Annotated in this window: 12 protein-coding genes and 1 pseudogene; 7 read left to right on the forward strand and 6 right to left on the reverse strand. The window is 62.8% G+C overall.

All coding sequences use genetic code 11. From position 1 onward, the window contains the following. Nucleotides 1–172 precede the first annotated feature (172 nt). Complete coding sequence (locus ACFX59_RS17795) at nucleotides 173–976, reverse strand: GNAT family N-acetyltransferase (protein ID WP_387434326.1); 804 nt, start codon at nucleotides 974–976, stop codon at nucleotides 173–175. Nucleotides 977–1,251: 275 nt separating this feature from the next. Beyond that, entirely contained in the window at nucleotides 1,252–1,893 is a 642-nt protein-coding gene (locus tag ACFX59_RS17800; RefSeq protein ID WP_307103767.1) for a CPBP family intramembrane glutamic endopeptidase, read from the reverse strand. 241 nt (nucleotides 1,894–2,134) lie between these two features. On the opposite strand from ACFX59_RS17800, the gene ACFX59_RS17805 reads away from it, so the two are divergent. Both ACFX59_RS17805 and ACFX59_RS17810 read left to right on the forward strand, forming a co-directional pair. Then, complete coding sequence (locus tag ACFX59_RS17805; protein WP_387434329.1) at nucleotides 2,135–2,887, forward strand: S41 family peptidase; 753 nt, start codon at nucleotides 2,135–2,137, stop codon at nucleotides 2,885–2,887. 260 nt (nucleotides 2,888–3,147) lie between these two features. Next, nucleotides 3,148–5,391, forward strand: coding sequence for a TonB-dependent receptor (locus tag ACFX59_RS17810; RefSeq protein ID WP_387434331.1), 2,244 nt, complete (start codon nucleotides 3,148–3,150; stop codon nucleotides 5,389–5,391). A gap of 185 nt (nucleotides 5,392–5,576) precedes the next feature. On the opposite strand, the gene ACFX59_RS17815 is transcribed toward ACFX59_RS17810, so the two are convergent. Then, on the reverse strand, nucleotides 5,577–5,993 hold the full coding sequence (locus ACFX59_RS17815) for an AAA family ATPase (RefSeq protein WP_387434333.1): 417 nt from the start codon (nucleotides 5,991–5,993) through the stop codon (nucleotides 5,577–5,579). A 243-nt stretch (nucleotides 5,994–6,236) separates the two neighbouring features. Between ACFX59_RS17815 and ACFX59_RS17820 the strand changes: the two genes are divergently transcribed. Then, nucleotides 6,237–6,518 (forward strand): cupin domain-containing protein, encoded by a 282-nt coding sequence (locus ACFX59_RS17820; RefSeq protein WP_387434335.1) that lies wholly within the window; start codon nucleotides 6,237–6,239, stop codon nucleotides 6,516–6,518. A gap of 126 nt (nucleotides 6,519–6,644) precedes the next feature. Here the strand turns inward: ACFX59_RS17820 and ACFX59_RS17825 are convergent, their stop codons facing one another. Then, on the reverse strand, nucleotides 6,645–8,147 hold the full coding sequence (locus ACFX59_RS17825; RefSeq protein WP_387434337.1) for a serine hydrolase domain-containing protein: 1,503 nt from the start codon (nucleotides 8,145–8,147) through the stop codon (nucleotides 6,645–6,647). Between the two features lie 251 nt (nucleotides 8,148–8,398). After that, nucleotides 8,399–8,707, reverse strand: coding sequence for a winged helix-turn-helix transcriptional regulator (locus tag ACFX59_RS17830; RefSeq protein ID WP_387434339.1), 309 nt, complete (start codon nucleotides 8,705–8,707; stop codon nucleotides 8,399–8,401). Between the two features lie 166 nt (nucleotides 8,708–8,873). On the opposite strand from ACFX59_RS17830, the gene ACFX59_RS17835 reads away from it, so the two are divergent. Beyond that, entirely contained in the window at nucleotides 8,874–9,515 is a 642-nt protein-coding gene (locus ACFX59_RS17835; RefSeq protein ID WP_387434341.1) for a glutathione S-transferase N-terminal domain-containing protein, read from the forward strand. 310 nt (nucleotides 9,516–9,825) lie between these two features. After that, nucleotides 9,826–10,401, forward strand: a complete 576-nt coding sequence (locus ACFX59_RS17840; RefSeq protein WP_387434343.1) for a hypothetical protein — start codon at nucleotides 9,826–9,828, stop codon at nucleotides 10,399–10,401. A 238-nt stretch (nucleotides 10,402–10,639) separates the two neighbouring features. On the opposite strand, the gene ACFX59_RS17845 is transcribed toward ACFX59_RS17840, so the two are convergent. Next, nucleotides 10,640–10,852 (reverse strand): helix-turn-helix transcriptional regulator, encoded by a 213-nt coding sequence (locus ACFX59_RS17845; protein ID WP_387434345.1) that lies wholly within the window; start codon nucleotides 10,850–10,852, stop codon nucleotides 10,640–10,642. A gap of 478 nt (nucleotides 10,853–11,330) precedes the next feature. On the opposite strand from ACFX59_RS17845, the pseudogene ACFX59_RS17850 reads away from it, so the two are divergent. Together ACFX59_RS17850 and ACFX59_RS17855 are read left to right on the forward strand one after the other, a co-directional pair. After that, a pseudogene (locus tag ACFX59_RS17850) lies at nucleotides 11,331–12,232 on the forward strand (ArdC family protein). Further along, on the forward strand, nucleotides 12,229–12,435 hold the full coding sequence (locus ACFX59_RS17855) for a sigma factor-like helix-turn-helix DNA-binding protein (RefSeq protein WP_387434347.1): 207 nt from the start codon (nucleotides 12,229–12,231) through the stop codon (nucleotides 12,433–12,435). The pseudogene ACFX59_RS17850 and the gene ACFX59_RS17855 overlap by 4 nt, the downstream one beginning before the upstream one ends. The last annotated feature ends 137 nt before the right edge of the window (nucleotides 12,436–12,572 follow it).

Raw genomic sequence — 12,572 nt, forward strand, 5'->3', positions numbered from 1 at the left:
ACTCGGTCATCGCGGCCTTCCGATCATCACCACGCGCCTTTCATCTCGGGAGCGTTTCTACACAGCCTCCACCCAACCCAGACATTCCCGAAACTCGATGGTGAATCGGGAAAGGATCGCCTTGGGCAGTTCCCTGGTGGTCAGCAGGACGTTCATCGCGGCGCGAGGATGCTCAAAGGTTCATCGACAACATCACCAAATCGTCGCGAACCTCTTGCCCATCCGTCATCCGGGTCCGTATACCGCGCACCAGGCGGTGATCGATACCGAAGCCGACCTTCTGGTAGAAACGGGCTGCGGTCTGGGTTCCCAGATGGATGGTGTGAACCCCGGCCTGTCGCAGGAACTGCACGACTTCGCCGGCAAGCATCGTACCGGTTGATCCGGAAGCCTGCGACGCCGTCGTCAGGGTGGACAGATACGCATAGCGTCTCCCATCGCGTTCATGCACGGCCCCTGACGCACCCGCTACCAGCGCACCGCCCTCATCCTTCAGCGTGAGAACGAACGTTGGCCGAATTTTCTCATCCGCCTCGTTGACCGCTTCGACATACAACGTTCGCGTCCCCTCAGGCGGGGCATCAGGTCCCAGTACGAAGGCGCAGGTATGATCCGGCCCGGCAGGCATGTCGATCGGCACAACTGCGTATCCCGCCGCTGTAAAGGAGTCCGTGACGATATCGCCATAGGTCGTCAGGACGACGATACGCCCGGCCGGTTCGCCATCCCGCGCCATCGCGTCGGCCTGACGCGCGACATGGTGCGCGGCATCGGCCAGAAATCCGTGCGGCGACCGATCGGCCAGATCGGGATAGTCGATGAAGACCGACGGATGGACACCGAACTCGGCTTCGCGCTCCAGAAAGAGATTGAAAACGAGCGCAGCCGCCACGTCTAGGTCCCGTCGCGATGCGCTCGGCACGGCAACCACTTCCAGCCTCAGCCGCTGCATAGGATCATTCGCGAGATCGTGCATGGATTCCTCGAGCTTCGTCCACTTTCAACCTGCTGGCAATGACAGCCGGACGTCGGTGTGATCCTCGAATATTAATATGCCGTCCGTCCGGTGCGTAGAGCGGCTGAAATGCCAATGGTCTTGCAGGGAGAGCATGGTCGAAACGATCACGGCTTTCCCATTGGGAACGGTCGGCGAGACGCCTGCGGCATTCTCATTGGGATCGAGTTTCGGGAAAGCCCGAGCCGCCTCGCTGTCCCTTCCCCATCGAGACGGTTGGACGGGTCGGCGCTGGGCTAGGCGTATCGCCCGAAATAGAGCATTGCGATGCCGTAACTATCCGTGCAGGCATGCGCCAGCATCAGCGCCCATAGATTGCGCCCATTGCGTAAGTACGCTGCCGCATACAAGGCGCCGACGATGCCGGTAGTGATGATTCCGACGGAGCCCTGCGGCCCGTGGGCGGCCCCAAAGACCAAGGCACTGATCGCCACCACCAATGGGCTACGCCAGGCTCTTTCGCCCAGGAGCTCTGTCAGCTGCCTCACCAGGAAACCGCGAAATACGATCTCTTCACCGATAGCGGCGCTGGTGAGCGCAAAAATCAGCAGGCGCGTCGCCGCATCGGCGTTGCCCGCCAGCGCGCCATACGCGCTGTAGTCGATCGGCGTGCCTAGCAACTGCGCAATGGCTGGCTGCACGAATTCACCGATAAGGATGCTGCTGATCGCCAGCAACACTGCCCAGCCTGCTGTATCCCGCCAGCGACGGCGCCGCAGGCCGAGCGCGGCCAAGCCTCCCGTCTCAGCATAGATCAGTCCGGCTGCTGCCGCTGCCAACACGAGGATGCGGTATGGAATGCTGACAGGAGCAAAGATCGCAACTAGCAAAGCCACCAGGATAAGGACGCGGGCAGGCCGGGAGGCGAGATTAAACACGATTGCAAACTCTGATATCATGAGCCGGTTGAACAGGGCGTCAGTTGATAGCGGCTGGCTGGCCGCTCGTATATGAGAAGGCGATGAGCGCCGAGACCGTGACGTTGCGGTTGGCCCGCGAAGCTTTCGTGCCAATGCCGGAACACCCAATTGCAGACATCGTCCGATGATACGGTCGAGACACTGCGTCAGGCCGGAGCGACGACCTTGGCGATCGACATCGGCAACGACAGCGGCGGTGATGATAGCGGGGACTGGACGCCCCGCCTTCCTGACCGACCGCCGCGTGCGATCCGCGCTCCTGATGATGGCCGACGCACCGATCGCCGCGCGCTATTTCGCGGAAGAGATTGGCGACATCGATGAAGCGCTCGCAGCCACCCGGTCGCGTGATGCCAAGACCGCGCTGGCCGGTGCGCGTGCCTTTTTCTCGCGGCAGACCGCCGCGATCGGTCGGCAGCGCTGCGACCTGTCATGGGTCTGGCGGGAGCAGCGGGTCTGGTCGCCGTCGAACTGCAACCGACTGTTGCCCGCCGGCTATGCCGGGGGCTATTCCGCCGGTTTGCCCCGCAACGCCTATAGCGACCCCAACCCAGCGGCCGCGCTGTCCTCGGCCTCGACCGTTCGGCAATTCTACGGCAGTTGGACAGGCCCAGCCTATATCATCGCCGACAAGCGGTCCTATTCGTCTGCCGAGATGTTCGCGGCCGTGATGCAGGACAATCGGATCGGCAAGCTCGTCGGCGACCGGACGGGCGGTGACGGGTGCGGCTTCATGACGGAGGACGCCCCGATCGTCCTCCACCACTCGCGTCTACGCTTCCGCGTGCCGAACTGCATGAGGCTAAGGGCGGACGGCACGAACGAGGAGGCGGGCGTCATGCCCGACCTGCCCGTACTGCCGACCGAGGCTGAAAGTGACCGGGCACGCGGCGAGCGAGCCTTGCGAACCATCGCCGGCGATGCCGTCCTCGCTTCTCAAAAACCCAGCTAGCCATGAATTTGAGAACGCCGCGCGATTCTCGATCGACCATCCCAAACGAGACATCCCCGGCCATCGTACTGGCCGGTCCCTATGGGCAAGCGACGGCCATCTCCCGGCACATCCCGGATGCGGGCGCCCTAAAATCATTGTCGCTATTTTCGCCTTGGGATCACCCGGCTTGCACATCGACCGCCTATCAACCGCAACAGTTGATTGATACGGTATAACATTGCAGAGGGCGCCTTCCATCAAGGGGGAACAAGACACCGATGCTACCGAACCTCATCCTGCTGGCGGTTGCCGCAGGACCAACTGCCGCACCGCCCGAGCGCGGCAAGACGCCTTCCACGATCGTCGTAGAGGGGCAGCGTGATAATTCTTCCGCCGTCCAACATCTGTCCAGCGCGTCGGGCGCTACGATCGACGGCGTGGAGCTCGAACGGCGCAAGGCGCCGACGCTGGGCGAGACAGTGTCACGGGTGCCGGGCGTGCAGAATGACTATTTCGGCCCAGCAGTCGGCCGCCCGACCATCCGAGGCCAGACCGGCGGCCGCGTCGCGATCCTGATCGACGGCCTGCCGACGCAGGACGCCTCCGGGCTAGGGGCGGAACATGCCGCAGCGGTGGAGCCGTTCCTCGCCGACCGGATCGAACTGCTCAAGGGCAGCGCGGCAGTCCCTTATGGTGGCGGCGCGATCGGGGGCGTCGTGAACGTGATCGATGGTCGTATACCGACGCAGCGGCATGACGGCGCGCCCACCGGCCGGGCCGAGGTCCGCAGCGGCGACAATGTCGGCGTGACCACCATGACGCGCCTCGACGGCGGGCGTGGTGCGTTCGCGTGGCACCTTGACGGCCTTTATCGGTATCAGGGGGATCAGGCGATACCGGGCCAGGCGAAAGCCGATACGTGCCGGACCTGGTCGTCGCTCGTCTCAAACACCGGGCTTCAGGCGCTGTGCCAGGTACGGTTGGCGCGGCCGACCTATGTGTATGATGCTGCGGTCAAACGCTATGTCGATGCGACGCCGCTGTCGGGGCAGATCATCACGAACCTTGATTCCGGCGGGAATACGGACGGACGCCTGCCCAACAGCGCGATCCGAACGACGGCCGTCACGGCGGGCGGCAGCATCATCGTCGATGGCGGCTTTCTGGGCTTGTCGATCGGCCGGTACGACAACAGCTATGGCGTGCCCGGCTTCACCCTCATCACGTCGTCCAGAACGGGTGCCAGTCCGATCGGCGTGACCGTCGGGCAGACGCGCTTCGACCTGAAGGGCGCCTTGTACGATCCGCTGCCGGGTGTCGCGGCGGTGACGCTGCGCGCGGCGCATGTCCGGTCGCGCGACCGCGAACGCGTGCCCGATCGCGACTGGAGCCGGTTCGACGGCAATGGCGAAGAAATGCGCATCGAGATCACCCAACGTCCGCTCGGCCCTCTGAGCGGATCGATCGGCGGGCAGATCGCTGATCGCAGCCTGCGCACCACCGAGACGACCTCCTACCTCCCCAGCGTCGTCACGGCGGAGCGATCGGCGTTCCTAGCCGAGCGGTTGGCGCTGTCGCCGCTGACGCTCAGCGGCGGCATCCGATATGACGAGGTGCGCTATGACCTTGACGAGGCCAGCGTACGCGCCGGCCGTGGACAGGGTGCGGCCTATGCCCGCGATACCGACTTCCACCTGCTGAGCGGCGATGTCGGCGCGCGCCTGTCGCTATGCAAGTCGCTCTATCTGCGGGGACGCTGGTCGCATGCCGAGAGGGCGCCGGGGATCAACGAACTCTACGCCAACGGCAACCATTTCTCGATCCTGACCGAGGAGCAGGGAGACGCCCGGTTGCGCAAAGAGCGCGCCGAGACGGTCGAAGTCGGCGGCGGGATCGACACGTCCTGGCTGTCCGCCTCGCTGTCCGCCTACAGCACGAGGTTCGTAGACTATATCTATCTCGGCAATACCGGCGTGTCGCGGACCCTGCCGGTACGCGAATGGCGACAGGGCGATACCCGTTTCCGCGGTATCGAGGGGGAAGCGACGCTACGGGTTAGCACGCGCGTCGGACAGTTCGCGCTGCACGGCTTTGGCGATTATGTGCAGGTCCACCCGATCTTCACCCTCCCCGACGGCTACAGCCCGTTCGACAGCGGTTCGACCGCCGCCTTGGATCGGCAATATTATCGGCAGCGGCTCGACGGCGACTATCTGCCGCGCACACCGATGTCGCGCTATGGTGGCGACCTCGGCTGGGAAAATGGTGCGTGGCGCGCGTCGATCGGCGCGGTGCGCTATCTGCGACAGGCCGATGTGGCGAAAGGCGAGCCGATCTCGAATGGCTTCACGCTGGTCGACGCCCATGCCGCCTATCGCTTCGGCAGCGCGGCCCGTTACGAGGCGTTTGTCGATGTCGCCAATCTGACGAACGCAGAGGCGCGGTTGCACAACTCCTTCCTCAGGCTACGGGCACCCTTGCCCGGACGTGCGGTCGCGGTGGGCCTGCGCGCGGCGTTCTAAGGCCGATGCCCTCGGTCGCGGATCGCGCGCGACCGAGGGCTGGTTTCTTGTATTTCCATCCCAATGGGAACGGCCCGGGCGTCTCGTCGGTCGTTCGCAATTGGTAAGGCGTGGGTAGCTACTACAGCCATCGGCCGCCATCGAAGACGGCAACATGATTGAAGCCTTCCGCTGCCGTCGGTTCCTCAAACTGCTGTGCGACGGCGACGATCGCGGGGGGGTGGTACTACCTTGTCGGGGGTTCGGGCCGCGTTTCGTTCGATCGCCACATCAAGCGGCGTGTCGATCCACACCGCTTCGACAGATGCTCCTAGCCGTTGGGCGATGCTAATGATCTTCGCCCTGTGGCGGACGCCGGGCAGCGCGGCGTCGAAGTAGATCGTGAACGGCGATGCTGGCTGCGAGGCGATCCATGTCGATTTGCCGGCTCCTTGTATTCCGCAGACCACCACCACTCGCATCGATGCCGGCGCGAGTTCCAGCGTGCGTTCCAAAGCTGCATAAGACAGCCGCCATGCTTCCTCGTTACGTTCGACCGTCCAAATCCTACCCTCTGGAGTTTCTAGGAAATCATCCGGGTTGATCGTTGTCGGGACGGTCATCGGATCAGCATAGCGTCACGCCAGTCAATTCCCATTATTCGATCACAATGGGAATGCCCTGGCTGTCTCGACCACCGTTCTTTTGCGGGAACGCAAAGTGGCTATACCCGACTAACGATCGAGCCGTCTCGACTCACACATCGACAGCGACAGGAGATAACTCTGCAACGGAACATCGACAACGTAGAGCATTACACTTGGGGGGATAATTGTGACGGATGGGTCCTCGCCCCTTCGCAGGACATGATGGTCATCGAAGAAAGGATGCCGGCCGGAACGAGCGAACGCAGGCATCTTCATATGGTGGCTCGGCAGTTCTTTTACGTCTTGACCGGGGCGCTGACGATGGAACTGGAAGGTGTAAGCCATGTCGTTACAGCAGGCTCAGGCATCGAAATTCCCCCGCAGGCCCGTCATCAAGCGCGCAACGATAGTCCCGCCGATATCCGTTTCCTTGTCGTGTCTACCCCCTCGACCCGTGGCGACCGGATCGAACTTGATGAAGAGCAGGGTTCGACCTACTGACCACGGTATCCGTGACCTCACGCGAATTAGAAAGTCCGCGCTTTTCCAAAGTACCATCCCAATGGGAATGCGCCGGCCGTCTCTACCACCGTTCGTTTTCCAGGAAGCGCGGAACCGTATCGGCGACTAGACCCTATCGAATACCAGGACATCAGCGTTCGCGATGGCACGCAGGTGGTCGACTTTTCCGTCAGCCGAGCGGGCGAACCGGAAGATTAGAGTGGCGGCAGGCACATAGCCATCCGGCATCACGAAATCCGAGGTGTCGATCGGGACGACCTTCCGATCTCTTCCTCTCGCTCTGATCGCTAGGCCGACGTCCGCGCGTATGACCGCGATAGTGTCTGCGCTGAAGCCGGTATCAAGAAAGCCCATGACGAGCGGGTCCTGATTTGCTCGACGACGATAGGTGCCGACATAGTCGTCGAGCAGAGTGGCGACGGGGACGGCGGGACACTGGATCGACCAGTCGCCTGGCCAGCGAAAAGCATCCGAGATGGCGTTGCGGATTCCGTCGCCAAGGAGGTCGCCGCGCTCGCCGTTGGTGAGCACCACCAGTCCGTCGCCCGAGGCTAGGTTGCCCTCCACATACGCCTTGTAGCTGTCGTTCGCTCCGGCATGATGGAAGATACGCGATGTCCCTTCCCCCGCGAGTCGCGGTCCCAGTCCATTGAAGCCGGGTGACACGACAGTCATCATGTCCACCGCCAGTTCCTGCGGCAGGAACTCGCCGCGTCCATGATAGCTGGTACCAAGCGCCACCATCATACGCGCGAGATCGCTGGCGGTCGTCCACAAGCCGGATGCAGCGAGTTCGGGAAAGCTCTGCCAGCCGCGTGGCAGGGCAACGGGCTTACCGAACTGATCATGCGCATGCGCGATATTGGTCGTGTTCTCGCCGGGGGCGGCCTCGAACCGGCTGCGCCGCATCCCGAGTGGCCCGAACATCAGCCGCCTGGCAACGGCATCGAGCCGCTCGCCGGTCGCATCCTCGATCGCCGCCTGGACGATCATGTAGCCACCGCCGGAGTAGCGCGACCGACTGCCCGCCGGATCGATCCGCGCGAGCGACTTGTTCATTGCAGGGCGTTCGCCGTTCAGCGTCTGGACGAGTGTCGGCAGGGGAGCGTCTGGAGCATAATCCGCAAAGCCGTGGACGTTGAACCCGCTCGTATGCGACAGCAGCATCCGCAGCGTAACGGCGCGTTCGTCGCCCTTCGGTCCGCCAGGAACGCGCCATCTCTTCAGATAGCCATTCACATCCCGGTTAAGATCAAGCACGCCACTCGCCGCTAATCGGAGACAGAGGGCTGCGGTCACCAGCTTGCTGACCGAGCCAACCGAGAACAGCGTGTCGGCATCCACAGGTGCATCCATCCCGGCGATACGTGTGCCGAACCCTTGCACCGCTTCAACCCGGCCCGCGCGCATCACTGCCACGGCGACGCCGGGAACACCGTGATGGGTCATGCGATCGCCCAAGGACCAACGTTCCGCACCGTTAAACACCGTCGACCGTAGGCGCAGATCAAGGATATCCTTTGGCCTTACCGAGACGGCAGTAGCAATGGCGGTTAGCGGAATAGTTGCTCCGCCCACCAGAAGGCGTCGTCTATCGATGCGGATCATCAGCACTCGCTACGTCAATGGCAGCGCCCGCCGATCTTGTATCGCGATTGGTCCGGTGCCCTAACCAATCCCTGCCATTCAGGCTCAGCTATTCTACCATGCCGACATACCTGGTCAACGACTAGCGTCGAGTTGCGGATTCCTGCAACACCATCCCTCTGAGAACGCCCGCGTCGTCTCGTTGGCCGTTCCCAACGAGAAAGCCGCGCTCAGTCTCGATCGTCCTTCTCGGTTGAAGACAGCCAGCACCGCTATTCCGCCGTGGGGGCAGCCTCATGTCGATTGCCCCGTGCCTTTAGCCAAAGTTCGAAGGTGCGCATGACCTCGACCACGGGTTCAAGAAGCGCGCCCTCGTCGGTCAAGGCATATTGGACGGTCACCGGCACGGTCGGAAACACAGTCCGCTCAACGAATCCGGCCTTCTCCAACGCCCGCAGGTCGAGGGTCAACATCCGTTGCGAAATGGCAGGAATACAGCGGCGCAGCTCACTGAACCGCTTTGGACCATCGATAAGATAGGAAACGATCAGCAAGCGCCAGCGCCCGCCCAGAAGCCGCATGGCCTCTTCCACCGAGCATCCCGTTGCACTTTGCTTCATAGGCTCGAACCGTCGGTATAAAATCTGTTGCTACGCCACATAATGCTGCCTTCTTCAAAAAATGGCGCGACCACGTCAATCTTGGAAAACCGGTGGCCATGGGCCCGACACTCCAAGGAGCTGTTTCGTGAAGCTGTACTACATGCCCGCCGCCTGTTCGCTCGCGCCGCATATCATTCTCCGCGAACTCGGGATTACCGCCGACCTGGTGCAGGTCGACCACAAGACGCACCGGACCGACGATGACCGTGACTTCCTCGAACTCAGCCCGTTCGGCTATGTGCCGCTTCTGGAATTGGACGACGGCACGCATCTCCGTGAGGGTGCGGCGATCCTTCAATATCTCGCCGACCTCAAGCCGGAGTTGGGCCTGGCTCCCGCGAACGGCACGATGGAGCGCTATCGGTTGCAGGAGTGGCTGAACTTTCTGACGTCTGAAATCCACAAGGGCTTCATTCCGCTGCTTTATGCGCGTCATGCGCGTCTCGCCGGAACGTACGGCACCGATACCGCCAAGCCCAAGCTGGAAGCACGCTTTGCATGGCTCGACGGAATTCTTGCTGAAAGCGACTATCTCCTGGGCGCGTCTTTCACGGTTGCGGACGCCTATCTCTACTCCCTGATGCAATGGGGGCAGGCGGAATGGCTGGAGCCGACCTATCGCGCAGACATCCATTTCAACACGCTGGACAATCTGAAGGCTTGGTATCTGCGCATCAGAACACGTCCCGCCGTTCGCCAAGCGCTTGACATCGAGAGGCTACGATAACGGTCGGATTCGACCTCTATCGTCGGCCGTCATGCGAAAGTACGCTTTCCCGAAATGCGATCGAATTGGGGACGCTCGAATGAAGAAGCCTTACCTCTTACCCGCCGCTGCTCTTTGCCTTTCGGTCCAAGCCTCTGCTTACGCTAACAACCCCTTTGACGGTGCGTGGGTGGCGGACCTCGATACGCAGAGTGGCCTAGCCAGCGACGTGTACCTGGTGAAAGACGGTAATTATAGCTGCGCTACGTGCGAGCCGCCCCGCTCATATCGGGCAGACGGAAAGCCCCATCCCATCCCTGGCGACCCTGACGTGGTATCCGAATCGGTGTCGATCACCGGACCGCGCACGATAGTGACGCACATTGTCGGGCCGCTCCTCGATCGCACCACCACCATGACCGTGTCCGCCGATGACCGGACTGCCACTTACATTTCGCTAGATCATCGGCCGGGTATCCCCGGCGTTCTCCGAACCGTGTACCTTGCTCGACGAACGGCCCCGACCCCCACGGGCGCGCACGCTGTCTCCGGCACATGGCAAGGGGTCCGGTATGTCGAGGTGCCGCCAGAGGTGCGGACTACGGTGCTGCAAATTACCGGCGACCGCTTTAGCTATTCGACCCCGCTCGGCACATCGTTCACGGCCCGCATTGGCGGCGAATATGTGCCCGTCAAATCGGGAGCCAGTAACGGGACAACCGTCGCGATACGTCGATCCGGCCAACTTCAGATCGAGGAACGCATAAAGCAAGCAGGCCAAGTGGTCGCGATCAGAACCTTCACCATCTCCCCCGACGGCCGAACGCTGGAAATTGCGACTGCCGATCCTTCCAGAGGCACTACCTTCCGTGCGATTTCACGACGCGCACCTGCTCCGAGCAACTGACGCTTCTCACCAACGATTCCACTGGGAATGCCCCGGGCGTCTGATCGCTGGTCCCAATCGGGACGCTCGTGAACGGCTGCTCTCGGTTGAACCCGCCGTTCGGCTAGGCCTCGGTGGATGGCGGCTTCGTCCCACGTTACGTCATTCAAAATTGGCAAAGTGTCCTCGAGATCGAGGCGGTGGATTTCAGGGAGCCGCCTAAACCGAGTTGGAACGCCGCGATGGGGCGCGAAAGCGCTCATCCGGCAGGACGATCATCGACATGGTAGAATATCGGATTGCGCAGCCATTCGTCGACAGCCGATGCCCGCCATCCCACGCACCGGGTGCTGAGCTGGATGTTCTTCGGAAAGGTGCCGTTGGCCATCTTGCGGTAGAGGGTTGAGCGGCAAAGCCCGGTCTGGTCGAGGACGGCCTTCAGACGCAGAATGCGGTCGGGGTTGGTGGACATGGCATTGCCTCGCAGTTCCTGAGATGGGGAACCGCCAAGGTCCTGCTTTTGCATCATTGGCAGCAGGGCTTCGCTAGGGTCCTGACGGCACTGTCTGGGGACATCTAGAAAGCTGAGTGATGCCGTCTCCTGCGATGCCGCAGGACCGGGCTTTACGCCGCTGACGCGGCGCCGAGCCGTGCCGTCTCGGCCCATGCGGGTTGCGATCCCTGACGCGTGACGGTGCACGATGCACACCGTCGAGCGGACAGCGTGGGTGCCCCCACGCTGGCGTGACGCGCCGGGCGCGTCTGGCGAGGGTGGGCGTCACGGCCCTGTAGGCCCGCCGCGGCGTGCTGCAACCGGCTGCGCCGGTCCTCCTCTTCGTTTCGGCCCATTGGGTGCAGCCCGCCTCGTATCGGCGGGACTGTCGGTCCGCTCCTGCCGCCCACCCTCGCCATTACGGCCGGGCTGCGGTGGTTTTGAAGGAGTGAGGATCATGTCCAGGACCATCGACCAACGTCAGACCCTCTATGCCGAAGTGACGGCGCGCGTGATTGCCGAACTGGAGGAAGGGCGGCTGCCTTGGGTGCAGCCTTGGGACGGCGCGGCTTGTGCCTGCACCATGCCGGCAAACGGCGTGACCGGGCGCCGCTATTCCGGGATCAACGTCCTGATCCTGTGGGCCAGGGTCATCGAGGGCGGTTATAGTTCGCAGCGCTGGCTGACCTACCGTCAGGCACGGGCGGCGGGCGGCAATGTCCGCAAAGGCGAGCGCGGCACCACCGTCTGTTATGCCGATCGCTTCACGCCGAAAACCAAGGATGATGAGGCTGGTGACAACGGGCAGGAGGTGCGCACCATCGCGTTCCTCAAGCACTTCACCGTCTTCAACATCGACCAGTGCGAAGGCCTGCCAGAGAGGTTGACGCAAGCAGTAGAGGTCCGGCCCGAGATCGAGATCCTGCCCGGGGTCGCAGTCCTCATCGACGCCAGTGGCGCGGATGTGCGGATTGGCGGCGACCGTGCCTATTACCATCCGGCTGCCGACTAGTCGCGGTGCCGCCGGTCGCGGCCTTCCGCGAGCCCATCAACTGGTATCGCACCGCGCTCCATGAACTCGGCCATTGGACCGGGCATTCAACGCGCCTGGACCGGGACCAGACGGGCGTATTCGGCAGCGCCAGTTATGCCCGCGAAGAGCTTGTCGCCGAGATGGCGAGCGCCTTCGCCTGCGCGTCGCTGGCGATCAAACCGACGGTGCGGCATGCCGACTATATCGGCTCGTGGCTCAAGGTGCTGCGCCACGACGACAAGGCGATCTTCCGGGCCGCGAGCGCGGCCAGCAAGGCGGCGGACTATCTGCTCGGCTTTGCGGCGGATGAGGGGCAGCCGTCATGACGCGCGATCGGCAATTCGAAGCGCGCTGGCGCGCCTGGAAGGCACTGCCGGACCGTGACCGTGCGATCTTCGCCAGCGTGCGGATCGACGGACTGAATTATGACGAGGCGGCGAGCCGCCAAGGCTGCACGGCGAACGACGTCGAGCAGGTGATCGTGCGCGTTCTCATCGCCCTTACGGATGCGGATGAGGCCCCGCCATGAGGCGAGCGCCGGCATCCCATAAGCACAAAGGATGTACGCATCCGTAATGGTTCGCTAGGCGTTTGATCCCGCAATGTGGTGGTACGTTTGACCATCATGCATGGCGGGAGGAGCAATGGCGCAGGTTCTACACGGAG

This window comes from Sphingomonas sp. NCPPB 2930 (assembly GCF_042867205.1).
Classification (GTDB): Bacteria; Pseudomonadota; Alphaproteobacteria; order Sphingomonadales; family Sphingomonadaceae; genus Sphingomonas.

Excerpts from the sequence above, each read along its gene's own strand:
- ACFX59_RS17795 (WP_387434326.1), bottom strand. The coding sequence starts at position 976 with ATGCACGATCTCGCGAATGATCCTATGCAGCGGCTGAGGCTGGAAGTG.
- ACFX59_RS17805 (WP_387434329.1), top strand. The coding sequence starts at position 2,135 with ATGATAGCGGGGACTGGACGCCCCGCCTTCCTGACCGACCGCCGCGTG.
- ACFX59_RS17810 (WP_387434331.1), top strand. The coding sequence starts at position 3,148 with ATGCTACCGAACCTCATCCTGCTGGCGGTTGCCGCAGGACCAACTGCC.
- ACFX59_RS17815 (WP_387434333.1), bottom strand. The coding sequence starts at position 5,993 with ATGACCGTCCCGACAACGATCAACCCGGATGATTTCCTAGAAACTCCA.
- ACFX59_RS17820 (WP_387434335.1), top strand. The coding sequence starts at position 6,237 with ATGATGGTCATCGAAGAAAGGATGCCGGCCGGAACGAGCGAACGCAGG.
- ACFX59_RS17825 (WP_387434337.1), bottom strand. The coding sequence starts at position 8,147 with ATGATCCGCATCGATAGACGACGCCTTCTGGTGGGCGGAGCAACTATT.
- ACFX59_RS17830 (WP_387434339.1), bottom strand. The coding sequence starts at position 8,707 with ATGCGGCTTCTGGGCGGGCGCTGGCGCTTGCTGATCGTTTCCTATCTT.
- ACFX59_RS17845 (WP_387434345.1), bottom strand. The coding sequence starts at position 10,852 with ATGTCCACCAACCCCGACCGCATTCTGCGTCTGAAGGCCGTCCTCGAC.
- ACFX59_RS17855 (WP_387434347.1), top strand. The coding sequence starts at position 12,229 with ATGACGCGCGATCGGCAATTCGAAGCGCGCTGGCGCGCCTGGAAGGCA.